Raw genomic sequence first — 16,129 nt, 5'->3', positions numbered from 1 at the left:
GCACCATCGTGCCCGTCGGCCAGGGCGCCGTCCCCGAACTGCCGATCTCGACCATAGTCGGCAAGGAACTGGTGCTGCGCGGCAGCTTCCGCTTCGCCGGCGAGTTTTCGCTCGCCGCCAAGCTCATTGGTTCGGGCCGGATCGACGTGGCGCCGCTGCACAGCGCGACCATGCCGGTCACTGATGCCAATGACGCCTTCCTGCTGGCAGGCGACAAGAGCCGGGCCATCAAGGTACAGATCGCCTTCGCCTGAACGCAGTCGTCGCGCGGCGATCGCCTTCCGCGGCGCGACGCAGGCTGCCGCCACGTTCCGCGAGGTGGGGGGTGCCCAACGGATACTTTCCTTCGCCGGGCTCTCCGTTAGTTTCGATGGGAGGAAGACCCTCGATACGATGCGCCTCATAGCACGCACCGCGAAACCCGCCGGTGCTCCCCTTTTTCCAAATTCGAAGAGAAGACCGCCATGTCCAGCAAGAAACCCGTAGCCATCGTCTTCGACACATTCGGATCCGTGGTGGACTGGCGCGGCAGCCTGGTCGCCGAAATGAAGGAACTCGGTGGCAAGCGCGGCGTCAACGGCGACTGGGCCGCCGTCGCCGACGCATGGCGCCACGGCTATCACCGGATGCTCGATGAAGTAACCGCGGGCACGCGGGACTACGGCCTCCTCGACGACCTGCATCGCGAACTGCTCGACGAGGCCATGCGCGATGTTGGCGTCACCGGCTTCAGAGAGGACGACCTGCGCGACATCAACCTCGGCTGGCATCGCCTCAAGGCCTGGCCGGATGCCGTGGCGGGCCTGACGCGGCTGAAGACCAAATACATCGTCGGCTCGCTTTCGAACGGCAACGTGCGCCTGCTGGTCGACATGGCCAAGGGCGCGAACCTGCCGTGGGACGTGGTCTTCGGCTCCGACATGTTCTCACGCTTCAAGCCGCATCCCGACACCTACCTGGGCAGCGCCCGGCTGCTCAATCTCGAACCGGGCGAGGTCATGCTGGCGTCGGCGCACAATGGCGACCTCGCCAACGCGCGCAAGTACGGTTTGATGACCGGCTTCTTCCTGCGTCCCACCGAATTCGGCCCCAACCAAGCGATCGACCTTGCCGCCGAGGCGGATTGGGATGTCATCGCCGACGACATCGAGGACATGGCCACCAAGCTCGACACCTGACGGTGGCGGTCGCGCCAATGGCGCCGGCATTCTCCTTCTCGGTCGGTCTAGGCTCGCCCGCTTCCTACCTCATCCTGAGCTTGTCGAAGAACACTGGCCCGATTGCGAAGGCAGGGCGTGGTGACGACAAAGCGCGGCCATCCCTCCACCTGAATATCACCGTTTCCTCGCCGTTCGCGATGCCGACATGGTGAACAACGATTTGAGCCCTCTTGCCGGGGCGGCTAGGACTTCGGTTGGGGATTTGCCTTAGGACAGTGCTTCCAGGCAATATTTGTTCGGCTGCATGCTTCTATAGTTCATCACCCCTATCACCGAATAGCTTCAGCAAACGAATTGGAGGTCTTCTTTCGCAGCAGGGAGGCAATGCCGGTACCCCAGGTACCGCATTCGCGAATGGCAGGAAGAGTTTGGAGGAGGAATTCAATGAAGAAATATATAGCGGCAGCTTTATTCTCGCTGTCCCTGGCATTTGCCGCGACGGCCCAGGAAGCCGCGCGACCGGACTTCATACCCGAGGCCGACTGGGGCAAGATCAAGGGTCTCATAGATCCGAGCCGTGTCCAGTGGCAGCCTTACAAGGGGATCGCCGTCAAGCAGGACGGGTCGCCCTACAAGGTGCTCTATTTGCCGGTGTGGATGGGCGACGACTACCAGGTCATCGCGCAGCATCTCCTGCAGACCCAGCTCGAGGAAGCCGGCGCGACCTTCACCACGAGCTCGGCCGAATTCGACGTGCCGACGCAGACGCGCCTGATGGAAGACGCCATCGCCACGCACGCCTACGACGCGATCGTGCTGCATCCCATCGACCCGACCTCCATGGCCACCACCATCGACAAGGCCATCGCATCCGGGATCGACGTCTACAACTGGGTGCTTCCGGCCAACACCGACAAGCTCACCGGCTTTGCCGGCTATGATGCCGACACGATGGAAGGCAACGGCCAGATCGGCGTGAAATTCTCCGAACTCGCCAAAACGGCGGGCGCTACCGCCGAGAAGCCTTATCGCGTGCTGGAGATCTGGGGCGCACGCGCCCTGCCGATCTGCCAGGCCCGTCACCACGGCGTCGGTCTGGGGCTGGCGGGAGATCCCGCTGTCGAGATCGTCGAATCGGTCGACACGTCCGGCCAGCCGGAGTCGGTGATCAAGGCTATCCAGGATGCCTTTGCCCGCTATCCCGACATCAAGGCCATCTATCCCCAGTTCGGCGATGCCGGCGCCATCACAGAGGGCCTGCGCTCCGTCGACCGTCTGGCGCCCGCCGGCGATCCGAACCACGTCGTCGTCATCCTCCAGGATATCGACAAGGCGATGCTGGCACCTTTGCGCGACGGCACCTTCGACTTCACGGTGTCGAACAACCCGTGGCACCAGATCGATGTCGTCGTGAAGCAGTTCCTCTGGCACACCGTGCTCAAGCAGCCGTTGGGCGACGGCGATGCCAATTCCGGAACGGTCAAGCTGCCGCGCCGAGTATTGCTGCCGATGCCGCTCCTGACGGGTGCGACGATCGACACGGATGCAGCGCATATGTGGGGCGGAACCGTCGCCTTCACCGACATGCCGCTCGGCAAGTGGAACTACTGGCCAGTCCTCGACACCAAGGAGATCGGCCTCCCCGTCCCGACGCTCGCCGACCGCAAGAGCCTCCTCGGCTATTGAGGCGCATCCGTTCGTCGCGCGGGTGGCTGCAATCCCACCGCGCGACAGACGCCGGGCGGTATCCAGGGAACAGGTGAGACACGCGTGGGTGACATCGTCCTGAGCATGGTGGGCATCACCAAGTCCTTCGGGAGCATCAAGATTCTGAGGGACGTGGCGCTCGAATTGCGCGCCGGCGAGGTCCACGCCCTTCTCGGCGAGAACGGCGCCGGCAAAAGCTCATTGATGAAGATCCTCATGGGCGTGCTGCGGCCCGACAGCGGCGAATACACGGTGCGCAGCAAGCAGGCCCAGTTTTCCAATCCATCCGAGGCGCAGCGCAACGGCGTCTCGATGGTCTATCAGGAGTTCGGCCTGGTCCAGTATCTGAGCGTCACCGAGAATATCCTTCTCGGCCGCCTGCCCGCCCGCTGGGGCAAGGTCGACTGGCCCAAGGCGCGCCGCGAGGCCGCGCAGATCCTGCAGCGGCTCGGCAGCAGAGTGTCGCCCGATGCCACGGTCGGCGACCTGAAGGTGGCCGACCAGCAGGAAGTGGAGATCGCGCGCGCCCTCTCCTACGATCCGGCCGTCTTCATCATGGATGAGCCGTCCTCCGCCTTGTCGCGCGTCGAGATCGACAATCTCTATGGCCTCGTCAGGGTGCTCAAGCAGCGCGGCGTCGCCATCGTCTACATCTCGCACAAACTCGAAGAAGTCTTCGCGCTCGCCGACCGGGTGACGATCCTGCGCGACGGCGCCGTCGTCAAGAGCTGCGGCATCGCCGAAATCGACATGGCGACGCTGGTCGAGCGCATGACCGGCAAGCCGGTTGACAGCACATCAACGTTGCGGCAGGCGGCCGGACCGGGCGCCGGCAGGCTCCTCGAACTCTCCGGATTTTCCGCCGACGGCCTGTTCGAAGGAATCGACCTGACCATCGCGAAGGGCACCATCGTCGGCATCGCCGGCGTGATCGGCGCGGGCAAGAGCGAACTCGCGCGCGCCATCGTCGGTGCGCTGCCGGACGGAACCCGTGTCAAGGGCAGCCTTCACTTCGATGGCGTGGCGGTGAACGTCGCCACGATGACGCCGAGCAAGGCGCGCCGGCTCGGCATCGGCTTCGTCAGCGAGGATCGCCAGGCCGAAGGCATCGTCCAGGAGCACTCGGTCGGCTTCAACATGGTGCTGCCGGCACTGAGCCGAGTGACGACTGCGGGCGTGCTCGTCGGCCGCCGGGTGCGCGGCCTGGTGGCCCGAGTGATGGACGATGTGGGGCTGCGGCCGCGCGAACCGGGCAAGCTCGTGCGACTGCTCAGCGGCGGCAACCAGCAGAAGGTGGTCATCGGCAAGTGGATCGCCGCCGGTTCGAAGCTCTTCATTCTCGACGAGCCGACCCGGGGTATCGACGTCGGCGCCCGCCAGGAGATCTACGACGTCATCCGCCGCCAGGCGCGGGAGCGGGGCGTCGGCGTTTTGCTGCTGTCATCCGACATGCGCGAGATCATGGTGGCGTCGGACCGCATCCTGATCATGGCGCAGGGCCGGATCACACGCGAAGTCGCGCCCGATCGGGTCAGCGAGCGCGACTTGCTCGAAATGGTGCTCGTGCGCGGCGACAAGGGCGCCGATATCGCTGGCGTGCCGGAGGCGCACGGATGAAGAGCTTCCTGCGCAACGACAACGTGCTGCGCGCGCTCATACTCGTGGCGCTGATCGTCGTGTTCGGCCTCTTAACCGGAGGCGTTACCTACAGTGCGCGCGGGCTGTCCAACATCCTGCTGCAGAGTTCCATCATCGGCATAGCCGCTATCGGCCAGACCTTTGTCATCCTGACGGGAGGCATCGACGTGTCGCTCTACGGCATCGGCGTCTTCGCAAGCGTACTTGGCGCTTCCACGCTGACCAGCCGCTTCGACCTCAACATGGTCGGCGGCGATCCTTGGCCAGTTCCCGTCGGTATCGCCATTATCCTGCTCGTCGGCATCGTGATGGGCGCCGTCAACGGCCTGCTGGTCGCGCGGCTGCGCGTGCCCGCGCTGATCGCGACGCTCGGCATGTGGCAGATCGGCCTGGGTCTCGCCCAACTCGTCGGCGGCGGCTACACGATCACCGATCTGCCTTCGAGCCTTAGCATGCTGGGACAGGGCTCGATCCGGGGCGTGCCCGTGCCGGTCATTGAGATGCTCCTGCTCTTCGCGCTGGCGCATTTCGTGCTCAGCCACACGTCCTTCGGCCGAGCCATCTATGCCGTCGGCGGCAATTCCGCCAGCGCGTATCTCTCCGGCATCAAGGTCCGGCGCGTGCAGTTCCTCGTCTTCGTGATCTCGGGACTGATGGTCGCACTCGCCGCCCTGTCGATCGAATCGCGGATGATGTCGGTCTCGATCAGGACGCTGAGCGGGCTGCAGCTCGACAGCATCGCCGCTGTCGCGATCGGCGGCGTCAGCATCTATGGCGGCCGCGGCACCGTGCTCGGCGTGTTGTTAGGGACACTGATCCTCGCCGTCATCGACAGCGGCCTCGGCGCCATGGGCGCCAGCACCGACGTCCAGAACACGGTCAAAGGTGCGGTCATCATCCTGGCGGTGTCGATCGAATTCTTCCGCCGCCGCGAGCGGCCAACCCGCATCACGGCCTGACATGCAATTGCGGAGGCAACCAGAGTGATCGTCGACCAACTTCGGGAAGCGGATGCCGGGCCGGGCCGCCGAGGCTTTGGCTTCGGCGTACTGACCAGCGACGACTTCGTGCGCCTGCTCATCCTCGCCGCCTTGATCGCGGGGTTCGCAATCGTCACGCGCGGCGCCACAATCGGCACCGAAAACCTCGCGAACGTGCTGATCCAGTCGTCCATCCGAGGCATTGCCGCCTGCGGGCAGGCGTTCGTGGTGCTCACGGTAGGCCTCGATCTCTCGGTGAGCGGCATCGTGGCGGTGACGCTGATGGTCGGCGGCAGCCTCGTCACCACCAACCCGCAATTCAGCCTTCTCGGCATCGCGATCTCTCCGCTTCTCGCCATCCCGGTGATGCTCTTCGTTGGCGTCGCGTTCGGCACCGCCAACGGTTTCCTCGTGGCACGGCTGCGGTTGCCATCCCTGATCGTGACGCTTGGCGTCTGGCAAATCGGCGTCGGGCTCGCCTATCAGGTGACCGGCAGTGGCTTCGTCGACAGCATCCCCTCGAGCATTGCCTTCATCGGCCAGGGCAGCCTGCTCTACGTGCCCAACCCGGTCATCCTGTTCTTCGCGATCGTGGCGCTCAGCTATTTCGTCCTGCACCGGACCGCTTTCGGGGCCGAAATCTACGCCGTTGGGGGCAATTCCCGATCGGCCTTCATCAGCGGCGTGCGCGTGGTGCGCGTGCGCATCATCGTGTTCGCCATTGCCGGCAGCTTCTATGCGATCGGCGCCGTAATCAGCATGTCGCGCTACATGAGCGCCACGATGGCGCAGACGACCGGCCTCGAACTATCGACGATCGCCGCGGTTGCCATCGGCGGCGTCAGCCTGTCGGGCGGCAAGGGCAGCATCGTCGGCGTGCTGCTCGGTACGCTGATCATCGGCGTCGTCGACAATGGGTTGAGCATCACTGGCGTCGGACCCGCCCAACAGGCGATCCTGAAAGGCGCCATCATCATCTTCGCAGTGATGCTCGACGGCTTTTCGCGACGCTGATGGCGCGCCCGGCTCGCCGCCGATCCGATCAGAACACCGCCCGCCAAACCTCGGGCACGAAGGCTTACGAGCGCCGTTCCTGAAATCGCGCTCTCATTCCGGGGTTCGCCTGTCCGGCATCCAGATCATGCGACCCTCCAGCAGGTTCTTAGTCCGCAGTCCAACCGCCGTCGATGATCATGGACGATCCCGTCATGAGAGAGGATGCATCGGACGCCAGGAAGACAACCGCCCCGGTTATGTCGTCGACATGACCGATGCGGCCAAGCTTTATCTTGGACAGCACCTCCGCCCTGAAGGCCTCATTCTTGAGAAAATTCTGAGCGAGCGGCGTTTCGACAAACGTCGGGCAGACGGTGTTGACACGGATCTTGTATGGAGCCAGATCTATTGCCGTAGCCTTGGTCATCCCCTCCATCGCCCATTTAGAGGCGCAGTAGACGCTGCGCGTCGCGGCGCCGACATGGCCCATCTGCGACGACATATTTATGATGCTTCCGCCCACGCCTTGCTCGACCATGCGCCGCGCGACGATCTGCGCTACAAAGAAGGAAGCGCGCAGGTTGAGCCCGATGATGTCGTCGAAATCGGCCCGCGTTACGTCAAGGAATGGGTTGGTGCGGTTCATCCCGGCATTATTGACCAGCACGTGAAAAGCCGGCCTGTGTGAAACAGCTTCACTCACTGCCGAAACGTCCCGGATATCGAGAGCGATGGCTTCGGCTTGTCCGCCCGCGCGAGTGATATTGGCCGCGGCAGCCTCCACCTCGCTCAATGTGCGGGCGGCCAGAACGACCTCGGCACCAAAGTGGGCGAGCGCATGAGCGGCGGCCAGTCCCAGCCCCCGCCCGGCTCCGGTAACAAGCGCCCGTTTTCCGTCCAGCCTGAAATTTGGCGCGACTTGATTTTCCTCCATAAATCACTCTCCATTTCCTCAAATTGAGAATACGTATGCATATGTATTTGCTAAATTAGTATCTGGCGTTGATCAGCTCAGGCGGTTGCAGGACCAATGTTGGTAGAGCCGCGAATGATCAGTTCGCCGGGTATGCGAATAGCCGCTGGTGGAAAGTCTGCCGGATCAAACAGCAGGGACAGGGACCGCCCCACCATCGCCTCGATCGGCTGGCGGAAGGTGGTGAGGTCGTATGCCGGCCAGGCGGCCGAGGGAATGTCATCGAAGCCCACGATGGAAACATCGCGCGGAACTTTCAGCCCAAGCCCGAAGCGCGCGGCATCCAGCGCGCCAAGCGCCATGACATCGGCGATACAGAAGATGGCGTCCGGGGGAGTCGGGCCGGACAGCAGATTGATCGCTGCCCTGTAACCCCCGCCATAGGTGTTTTCGCCGAATTGCTCGCCAATGATTTGGACTCCATGGCGGCGCAATTCATCCTGAAAGCCGGCGCTACGTTCGCGGTGGGTCGACGTATCAGGGCGGCCCCCTATAAGGGCTATACGCCTATGCCCTGCGGCAACAAGAAGGGCGGCAACTTCCATAGAAGCCGACCTGTTCTCGCAGCACACTGAATTGATCGAAAAGTCGTCGACGGAGCGGTTGAACAAAACCACCCGAGTGTTCCTGTTGTGCAGGATGTCGCGCATTCGCGACGACAACACAGCTGACGTGACGATCAAACCGTCGATCTCGTACTGAAGCATCGATGGCAGCACGTCATCGACTTCGAAACCCTTGGGCACGGAAAGCAACAGGAGCTGCTTGCCCATGGCGTTGAGCTTCTGGGTGTAGATTTCCAGGACGGCCGGGTAGAACGGATTGAGGATATCGGCCATGATCAGGCCAACCATATTCGTCTTCTTCGTCTGCAGGCTTCGCGCGATCCCATTTGGCGTATAGCCCAAGCGCTCCGCCGTCTTGCGAATCTTTTTCTTTGTCTCCTCTGAAATCCTCCCGTCGCCGGCGAGCGCGCGAGACACCGTCGATTGCGATACGCCAGCCTCCCGCGCGACATCCACCGAAGTTGACCGTCTCATGCATTGGATCCTTTGCGCAAATCAGCTTTTGCGCCTGTTATGCTGCCTTGCGCGCAGCAATAGCAAGACGATGCGCGAGATCAAACGCTGCTGTCAGCCCGGCGGGGTCGGCGCGATTTTGGCCAACAATGTCGTAGGCTGTTCCTTGCGAGGCGGTAACGATTGGCAGCGGCAATCCGCCAAGAACGGTCGAGGTGTTGGTGAAACCGAGTGTCTTCAGCGCGATCTGGCCCTGATCGTGGAACATGGTGATGATCAAGTCGAGCTTCTCCGGCCCCACACGCAGAAAGACGGTATCGGCCGGATAGAGGCCGGCGACATCGTATCCAAGCTCCTTTAGCCTTTCGACAGCGGGGAGGATAATCTCGATCTCCTCAGTGCCCATTGCGCCGCCTTCTCCCAAATGCGGGTTAAGGCCGGCAACGGCTATTCTCGCACGTTTGCCGCTTGATGATTCGACCGCCCTGGCGCCGGCCACCGTGGCCGCAATGATGGACTCCACGGAGATGTTGTCGGCCACGGCGCGAAGCGGGATATGCGAGGTTACGCGGGCCGTCCAGAGAGCCCCCTGGTTATTCATTTCGCAGCAGAAGCCAGTAACCCCGAGGCGATTTGAGAAAAAATGCAGTTCGTCGATCGCCTTGTGACCGGCCAGCCACATCGCCTGTTTGTTGAGCGGACCATAGACAATCGCATCGAGCTGCCCTGCCCCGGCCGCGTCTGCTGCACTCTCCAGCGCCGCGAGCGTGGCAGTTCCGCCCTCCGCGCTCGCCACACCGGGTTTGTGGCCGCCTCGATCCAGACCTGAAATCAGCGCCACGCCGCCACGCTCCGGAATTGATGAGACGCCATCGACGACCGGGATTTCAGCATCGAGTCCAGCGATTCGCATTCCGTCGCGAAAGCTCCCTTTCCCACAAAAGACGGCAACGCGAAGGTCACTCTGGCGCCCCTTTGCATTGACCAATTTGGCGCAAAGTTCCGGACCGACACCGGATGGGTCTCCCGCGACGAGGCCGATTGTTGTCACAGACATTTCTCACTCCTGTTTGACAAACTCATTTCAAATGTCTAACAGAGTGCATACGTATGCTCAATCAAAAACGACAGAAGCCATCTCATATGAAAGCCTTTGCAACAGACTCTCTTGAAGCGCGCATCGGCGCGCAAACCACGGAAGCGAGACGACTTTCGGGCCAGATCGTCTGCGGCGGCGGCTTGAGAAAAGCGCTCACAACCGCGCAATTCGATATCGAGAACCCCGCCACCGAAGAGATCATCGGCTCTGCGCCACGCTGCGGCATAGAGGATGTCAATTCTGCGGTGGATGCGGCTTCCCTTGCGTTCCGGTCTTGGTCGGCAACGCCGGCGAGAGAGCGCGGCGCCCTGCTCATGCGGGCAGCCGATCATCTCGACGGCTTCCGTGAAGACATTGCCCGGCTCTCGTCGCTGGAGACTGGCAACGCACTTCCAACCCAATCGCGCAATGAAGCCGGCACCATGGTCGACATCCTGCGTTATTTCGGTGGCCTGGCCGGCGAGATCAACGGCCAGACCTATCCGCCCGATCCTGGCCGGCTGCTCTATACGCGACGCGAGGCGCTTGGAGTCGTTGGCGCGATCATTCCGTGGAATGCACCGCTGATGCAGCTTGCCAGCAAGATCGCCCCGGCACTCGCCGCGGGCAACACCGTCGTGCTAAAGCCGGCCGAGCAAGCACCCTTGGCAGTGCTTCGGGTGTTCGAACTGCTGCAGGCGGTTCTGCCACCCGGCGTCGCGAACGCAATCACCGGGCTCGGCGAGGAAGCAGGTCGCCTGCTTTGCCAACATCCGGCTGTACGCAAGATCAGCTTCACCGGATCGAGCGCCGTCGGCGCCTTGATCATGCACTACGCCGCCGACAAGATCATACCAGTCACAGCCGAACTCGGTGGCAAGAATCCGAACATCGTCCTGGCTGATGCCAATGTCGATCGCGCGGCGCGTGGCATTCTGCAGGGGCTTCGGCTTCAGCGTCAGGGCCAGTCGTGTTCCGCCGGTACGCGGATCTATATCCACGACGCCATCTATGATGCGGTGATCGAGCGCGTCCTGGCCGGCATTCCGTCTTTTCGGGTTGGAAACCCGCTGGATGAAGCGACACAGGTGGGCTGTATCGTATCGCGCAAGCAGTTCGATCGTGTCGAACGCTATATCGAAATGGCGCGGCAGACGCCGGGCGCCCGTATCCTTTGCGGCGGCCAGCGTCCCGAAGGTCTGGACAAGGGTTATTACTACTCGACGACGCTGATCGAGGGCGTTCCCGCAAGCTCACCCGTTTGCCGTGACGAGATCTTCGGGCCGGTCGCGACTGTCTCACGCTTTACCGATTTCGAGACCGTGCTGCAGGAAGCCAACGACACGCCTTACGGCCTCGCGGCAACGATTTTCACGGAAAACCTCCCGGCGGCGTTCGACTTCGTGTCGCGCATCGACGCCGGCTTCGTGCAGGTCAACCAGTTTGCCGTCGCGGAAGCCAACATCGAATATGGGGGGACGAAAATGAGCGGCATGGGACGTGAGCTCTCGCTGGCAAGCATGGTCCAGCATTTCACCTGGTCGAAGACCGTCATCGTCAACACGTCGGCTGCCTGACCGGGAGAATGCTCAAGTGAAAACCGTCGCTTTCCTTGGACTTGGCAATATGGGTCAACCAATGACCCGCAATCTGGTCCAAGCTGGCTTTCCAGTCATTGGCTTCGACCCGTCTTCGGCCGCACAGGACGCGGCTGAGAAGCAGGGCGTGAAACGTGCCACCTCCGCCGCCGAGGCGGCTTCATCGGCCGATGTGGTTATCACCATGCTTCCGACCGGAGACAATGTCCGCGACGTCTATCTTGGAGCGTCGGGTGTCATCGCGGCATCCCGCAAGGGTGCGCTCTTGATGGATAGCAGCACGATTTCATCGACCGTCACCGTGGAAATCGCCGCTGCCGCCCGCGCCGCCGGCCGGCGCATGATCGATGCACCGGTTTCAGGCGGGACGCCGCGCGCCCATTCCGGCACTTTGACTTTCATGGTCGGCGGCGAGGCCACGGATGTCGAGCATGCCCGCCCTCTGCTGGAAGCAATGGGACAGCGCATCTATCATGTCGGGGCTTCGGGAGCGGGCCACACGGCGAAGCTCTGCAACAACATTCTGTCCGGAATATGCATGGCGGGAACTGTCGAGGCGCTGGCACTCGGTGTCGCCAATGGTCTCGACCCAGCAATCCTCAGCGATGTGATGCGCAACTCCTCGGGCAACAACTACGCGCTCGAGCGCTATCACCCATTCCCGGGCCTGATGGAGAATGTGCCCTCTGCCAACGGTTTTGCCGGCGGTTTCCGCTCGGATTTCCAGTTGAAGGACATGCGGCTCGCCAAGGAACTGGCGAACAGCTCGAAAGTCCTGGCAGCGATGGGAAATCTGGCAACAGAGCTCTTCGCCATCCATTGCCAGAATGGACATGCCGGCGAGGACTATTCGAGCATCATCAAACTGGCGCTCGATCTCGACAGCTACTTAGAAGGCAGGACGACGGAAGGGGCGACCAAGTGATCCGCAAACTCAAAGAGGGGCGCGACCCGAGCGCCGTGGCAGCCGATCAGGCCACCGTCAGAGCCACTGTAGAGGGCATCATCGCAGATGTCCGTGCGCGTGGCGATGTTGCGGTGCGCGAGCTTTCGATCCGCTTCGACAAATGGGACCGCAAGGATTTTCGCCTGACCGATGCGGAAATACGCGCCTGCCTTGCGGAACTGTCCGAACAGAACCTGAGCGACATCCGCTTCGCGCAGGAACAGGTTCGCAACTTCGCGCAGCATCAGCGCGAAGCGTTGCGCGATATCGAGATCGAAACCCTGCCGGGCGTTGTTCTTGGGCACAAGAACATCCCCGTTCAGTCCGTCGGCTGCTATGTGCCAGGCGGAAAATATCCATTGCTGGCTTCGGCCCATATGTCGGTCATTACGGCCAAGGTTGCCGGCGTGCCGCGCATCTTCACGGCTGCGCCGCCTTACGAGGGGCGCCCTGCCGCGGCGATCGTTGCGGCCCAGCACCTGGCAGGCGCGGATGAAATCTATTGTCTCGGCGGTGTGCAGGCCGTAGCCGCCATGGCACTGGGCACACAAAGCATCCAGTCCGTTGCCATGCTGGTCGGTCCAGGCAACGCCTTTGTGGCGGAAGCCAAGCGCCAGCTCTATGGGCAGGTCGGCATCGATCTCTTCGCCGGTCCGACGGAAACCCTGGTCATTGCCGATGACAGCGTCGACGCCGAGCTATGCGCGACCGATCTCCTCGGCCAAGCCGAGCATGGTCCCAACTCACCGGCAGTCTTGCTGACCAATTCAGAGGCCCTCGCCAAAGCCACGATCGCAGAGGTCGAAAGGCTGCTGAATATCCTGCCGACTGCCGTCGTCGCCCGTCGCGCATGGGAGGATTATGGCCAGGTGATCCTGTGTTCGACAGAGGACGAAATGGTCGGTGAAGCAAACCGCATCGCATCGGAACATGTGCAGGTCATGACACGCGATCCCGATATCTTCCTCGAGCGGATGACGAACTACGGGGCGCTGTTTCTCGGGCCGCGAACCAATGTCGCCTATGGCGACAAGGTGATTGGAACCAACCACACGCTGCCGACGGCGGGAGCCGCCCGTTACACCGGCGGCCTTTGGGTCGGCAAGTTCCTGAAGACCGTTACCTATCAACGCGTCCTGACCGATGAGGCCTCGGCAATGATCGGCGAATACTGTTCGCGCCTTTGCATACTTGAAGGGTTCGCCGGCCATGCCGAGCAGGCAAACGTTCGTGTCCGTCGCTATGGCGGGCGCAACGTCCCCTATGCGGCCGCCGCTGAATAAATCGCGATAAATCGCGGCGACGACTGCGGATGCCGGATGAGGAGCTGGCATCCAATCTGAGACGGGTCGTCCCGAGACGGAGAGGAGACAGACGTGACTGATATGCCGATGGTGGATGCTCACGTCCACTTCTGGAATCCCGAGCAGAACTATTATCCGTGGCTCAACGATCGGCCGCTGATCCCATTCCGCTATGGCGACTACTCCTCGATATGCCGGCCGTATCTGCCGGCCGATTACAAGCGGGACGCTGTCGGCCACCACGTTGTCAAGACGGTCTATATCGAAGCCGAGTGGGATCCGAATGATCCAATCGGCGAGATGGATTATATCGCCTCCCTTCGTCGTGAGACGGGGTGGCCTAACGTCGCTGTCGGCCAGGCATGGCTCGACCGGGACGACCGCGCCCGGGTGCTGGAGCGGCTGGCCGGTTTCGACTTCGTACGCGGCCTGCGTCACAGGCCGAAATCCAATCCCAAGCCCGGCTCAGCCGCTCCAGGCAGCATGGTCGACCCGCATTGGGTCGAAGGTTTCGCCATGCTGTCCAGCTATGGTTTGCGGTTCGATCTGCAGACACCATGGTGGCATCTGCACGAGGCGTGCACGCTCGCCGACCGCTTCCCGCAGACGCAGATCATCCTGCTGCATTCAGGGCTGCCGGCCGATCGCAGTGCCGAGGGGATTGCCGGCTGGAAGGCGGCAATGACCGAATTCGCCAAGCGGCCCAACGTGGCAGTGAAGATCTCCGGCATCGGCCTGCCTGGCCAGCCTTGGACGGTCGCCAACAACCGCGACATCGTGAGGTCGATCATCGAGATTTACGGCGTCGAGCGCTGCCTGTTCGGGAGCAATTTCCCGGTCGACAGTGTGTGCGGCACGCTCGATAAGATCTTTGGTGGCTACAAGGAGATCACGGCGGATCTCGGACCTGAAGCGCAAAAGCGCCTGTTCCACGACAATGCGGTCCAATTCTATGACATCCGGTAAGCCGCGCCTTGCCTATATCGGCGTCGGCCTGATGGGCGGACCCATGGCCGCGCGCCTTGCAGGGCTTGGCTACAAGCTACGAGTCTTCGACGCCGATGCCGGCCGGCAAGCTGCGGCTATGGCTTCGGGTGCAGTTGGCGCTGCGTCGCCAAAAGACTGTGTCGAGGACGCGGATCTCGTGCTCCTCAACCTGCCGTCGCAGGCGGCAGTCGAAACCGTGGTGTTTGGCCAAGCGGGCCTGTCGGATGCTCTGCTGTCACCGCAGATCGTGGTGGATTTCTCAACCGTGTCGCCGGATTTCTGCCGGTCCATCGGTTGGCGCGTCCAAGCGGCCACGGGATGCGAATGGATCGACGCTCCGGTTTCGGGTGGTCCCTCGGCGGCAGGCGAAGGCAATCTGACGATCATGGCCGGCGGCTCGGATTGGGCGATCGCACGCATCCGTTCCTTAATCCAGGACGTCGGCCGGCAGTTCACCCATGTCGGACAGACAGGCATGGGTTCGGTTGCCAAGATGATCGCGCAGCTCGTGGTCGGCACGAATTATGCTGTTCTGGCCGAAGCCGTGCGCCTCGCTGAAGCGGCAGGAATGGATGCTGCGCTGCTGCCCGAATGCGTGAAATACGGCCATGCCGACGGCGTTCTGATGCAACAGCTCTATCCACGTATCGCCGCACATGATTTCGCGCCGCGGGCCTATGCGCGTCAGCTGCTGAAAGACCTCGACATGGTGCAGGAGCTCGCCCGTAGTTCGGGCACGGCAACCCCAATGTCCGGCCAAGCCGCCCAGCTCTTTCGTCTGCTTATCACCGCCGGCCACGGCGACATCGACGGCACCGGCATCTATCGCCTCTACGAAGGCGCGCCGTCACATCTTACAGCGATCGGGGAGAGCGCGCGTGCCCAGTAATTCTTACGGATTCGTCGGTCTCGGTGCAATGGGCATGCCCATGGTCAGCAAGGCTCTAGCAGCCCAGCTCGACGTCCACATCTTCGATACCAACGCTGCGGCCGTCGACGTGCTTGTCGCGCAGGGAGCAAAGCGGCAAGACAGCGCCGCCGCGGTCGCCAATGCGGTCGAGACGGTCTTCGTCAGCCTGCCAAACGCGCCGATCGTCGAGGCCGTCGCGCTGGGCGAGGCAGGCCTTATCCATGGCAAACGCATCAAGCACTATATCGACCTCTCGACCACCGGCCCGACAATGGCGCGCAAGGTCGGCGATGCGATGGCGGGGCGCGGCGTATCGGTGCTGGATGCGCCTGTCAGCGGAGGACCGATAGGCGTCCGCAACGAGACGCTGGCGGTCATGGCTTCGGGGTCGGAGCACACCTTGGAACGGGCACGGCCTTTCCTGGCGACATTTGCCAAGACCTTTGTTCATCTCGGCCCCGAAGTGGGCAAGGCACAGATCCTCAAGCTCGCCAATAATCTTCTCACCGCAACCAACATGGTGATCGTCGGCGAGGCGCTGGCGTTCGCCGAAAAGGGCGGCATCGAGCCCGAGGATCTGTTCCGGATCATCAATGCCGGCTCCGGCCGGTCCTGGGTGTCGGAGATCGCCTATCCAAAGCATGTGGTGACACGCCGCTACGACCAGAATTTTCGCACCGAGCTGATGCACAAGGACGTGACGCTCTGCATGCAGGAAGCGGAGCGCATGGGCGTGCCGATGTGGCTCGGCGCCAACGTTCGCCAGTTCTGGCAGTTCGCCATGACGCAAGGCATGGCCGATGCCGATTGCTCGCGCATCGCGGCCCTCATCG

At 62.4% G+C, this 16,129-nt stretch carries 14 protein-coding genes and 1 pseudogene; 12 read left to right on the top strand and 3 right to left on the bottom strand.

Features of this window, described 5'->3' with window-relative positions:
• From EN964_RS37570 to EN964_RS06525, 6 genes and pseudogenes are all read left to right on the top strand, one after another.
• Window positions 1-254 (top strand): annotated as a pseudogene (locus EN964_RS37570) (L-idonate 5-dehydrogenase); the annotation flags it as partial.
• 210 nt (window positions 255-464) lie between these two features.
• Entirely contained in the window at window positions 465-1,178 is a 714-nt protein-coding gene (locus EN964_RS06545) for an HAD-IA family hydrolase (RefSeq protein WP_127268070.1), read from the top strand.
• Window positions 1,179-1,604: 426 nt separating this feature from the next.
• Window positions 1,605-2,846 carry a sugar ABC transporter substrate-binding protein gene (locus tag EN964_RS06540; protein WP_024504867.1) on the top strand — a complete coding sequence of 414 codons (1,242 nt, stop codon included), beginning with the start codon at window positions 1,605-1,607 and terminating at the stop codon, window positions 2,844-2,846.
• Between the two features lie 84 nt (window positions 2,847-2,930).
• Entirely contained in the window at window positions 2,931-4,484 is a 1,554-nt protein-coding gene (locus EN964_RS06535; protein ID WP_127269675.1) for a sugar ABC transporter ATP-binding protein, read from the top strand.
• Entirely contained in the window at window positions 4,481-5,464 is a 984-nt protein-coding gene (locus EN964_RS06530; RefSeq protein WP_127269673.1) for an ABC transporter permease, read from the top strand. Before EN964_RS06535 ends, EN964_RS06530 begins: the two co-directional genes overlap by 4 nt.
• A gap of 24 nt (window positions 5,465-5,488) precedes the next feature.
• A complete protein-coding gene (locus EN964_RS06525; RefSeq protein ID WP_164748729.1) occupies window positions 5,489-6,499 on the top strand; it encodes an ABC transporter permease in 1,011 nt (336 codons plus the stop codon).
• 148 nt (window positions 6,500-6,647) lie between these two features.
• Here EN964_RS06525 and EN964_RS06520 read toward each other — a convergent pair whose 3' ends face one another.
• The 3 genes from EN964_RS06520 to EN964_RS06510 all read right to left on the bottom strand — a co-directional run bounded on the left by EN964_RS06520 (window position 6,648) and on the right by EN964_RS06510 (window position 9,530).
• Window positions 6,648-7,415 (bottom strand): SDR family NAD(P)-dependent oxidoreductase, encoded by a 768-nt coding sequence (locus tag EN964_RS06520; protein ID WP_127269669.1) that lies wholly within the window; start codon window positions 7,413-7,415, stop codon window positions 6,648-6,650.
• A gap of 77 nt (window positions 7,416-7,492) precedes the next feature.
• Window positions 7,493-8,494 carry a LacI family DNA-binding transcriptional regulator gene (locus tag EN964_RS06515; RefSeq protein WP_024505477.1) on the bottom strand — a complete coding sequence of 334 codons (1,002 nt, stop codon included), beginning with the start codon at window positions 8,492-8,494 and terminating at the stop codon, window positions 7,493-7,495.
• Between the two features lie 37 nt (window positions 8,495-8,531).
• Window positions 8,532-9,530 carry a 4-hydroxythreonine-4-phosphate dehydrogenase PdxA gene (locus EN964_RS06510; protein ID WP_127269667.1) on the bottom strand — a complete coding sequence of 333 codons (999 nt, stop codon included), beginning with the start codon at window positions 9,528-9,530 and terminating at the stop codon, window positions 8,532-8,534.
• A 182-nt stretch (window positions 9,531-9,712) separates the two neighbouring features.
• Here EN964_RS06510 and EN964_RS06505 point away from each other — a divergent pair, with 182 nt between their 5' ends.
• From EN964_RS06505 to EN964_RS06480, 6 genes are all read left to right on the top strand, one after another.
• Window positions 9,713-11,128 carry an aldehyde dehydrogenase family protein gene (locus EN964_RS06505; RefSeq protein WP_206528698.1) on the top strand — a complete coding sequence of 472 codons (1,416 nt, stop codon included), beginning with the start codon at window positions 9,713-9,715 and terminating at the stop codon, window positions 11,126-11,128.
• Window positions 11,052-12,074: a 3-hydroxyisobutyrate dehydrogenase gene (gene mmsB / locus EN964_RS06500; RefSeq protein ID WP_306663759.1), complete on the top strand. Its 1,023-nt coding sequence runs from the start codon at window positions 11,052-11,054 to the stop codon at window positions 12,072-12,074. The genes EN964_RS06505 and mmsB overlap by 77 nt, the downstream gene beginning before the upstream one ends.
• Window positions 12,071-13,378 carry a histidinol dehydrogenase gene (hisD, locus tag EN964_RS06495; RefSeq protein WP_024505473.1) on the top strand — a complete coding sequence of 436 codons (1,308 nt, stop codon included), beginning with the start codon at window positions 12,071-12,073 and terminating at the stop codon, window positions 13,376-13,378. The genes mmsB and hisD overlap by 4 nt, the downstream gene beginning before the upstream one ends.
• 102 nt (window positions 13,379-13,480) lie before the next feature.
• Entirely contained in the window at window positions 13,481-14,365 is an 885-nt protein-coding gene (locus tag EN964_RS06490; protein WP_127273113.1) for an amidohydrolase, read from the top strand.
• Window positions 14,337-15,275, top strand: a complete 939-nt coding sequence (locus tag EN964_RS06485) for an NAD(P)-dependent oxidoreductase (RefSeq protein WP_127269010.1) — start codon at window positions 14,337-14,339, stop codon at window positions 15,273-15,275. Before EN964_RS06490 ends, EN964_RS06485 begins: the two co-directional genes overlap by 29 nt.
• Window positions 15,265-16,129, top strand: an 865-nt coding sequence (locus EN964_RS06480) for an NAD(P)-dependent oxidoreductase (protein WP_164775745.1), incomplete at its 3' end; no start/stop codon positions are given. The genes EN964_RS06485 and EN964_RS06480, both read left to right, overlap by 11 nt.

Origin of the sequence: Mesorhizobium sp. M7A.F.Ca.CA.001.10.2.1, assembly GCF_003998575.1 — a bacterium.
Lineage (GTDB): Bacteria > Pseudomonadota > Alphaproteobacteria > Rhizobiales > Rhizobiaceae > Mesorhizobium.
This window is presented reverse-complemented; position numbering and strand designations above follow the sequence as displayed.

Excerpts from the sequence above, each read along its gene's own strand:
- EN964_RS06545 (WP_127268070.1), top strand. The coding sequence starts at position 465 with ATGTCCAGCAAGAAACCCGTAGCCATCGTCTTCGACACATTCGGATCC.
- EN964_RS06540 (WP_024504867.1), top strand. The coding sequence starts at position 1,605 with ATGAAGAAATATATAGCGGCAGCTTTATTCTCGCTGTCCCTGGCATTT.
- EN964_RS06530 (WP_127269673.1), top strand. The coding sequence starts at position 4,481 with ATGAAGAGCTTCCTGCGCAACGACAACGTGCTGCGCGCGCTCATACTC.
- EN964_RS06520 (WP_127269669.1), bottom strand. The coding sequence starts at position 7,415 with ATGGAGGAAAATCAAGTCGCGCCAAATTTCAGGCTGGACGGAAAACGG.
- EN964_RS06515 (WP_024505477.1), bottom strand. The coding sequence starts at position 8,494 with ATGAGACGGTCAACTTCGGTGGATGTCGCGCGGGAGGCTGGCGTATCG.
- EN964_RS06510 (WP_127269667.1), bottom strand. The coding sequence starts at position 9,530 with ATGTCTGTGACAACAATCGGCCTCGTCGCGGGAGACCCATCCGGTGTC.
- EN964_RS06490 (WP_127273113.1), top strand. The coding sequence starts at position 13,481 with ATGCCGATGGTGGATGCTCACGTCCACTTCTGGAATCCCGAGCAGAAC.
- EN964_RS06485 (WP_127269010.1), top strand. The coding sequence starts at position 14,337 with ATGCGGTCCAATTCTATGACATCCGGTAAGCCGCGCCTTGCCTATATC.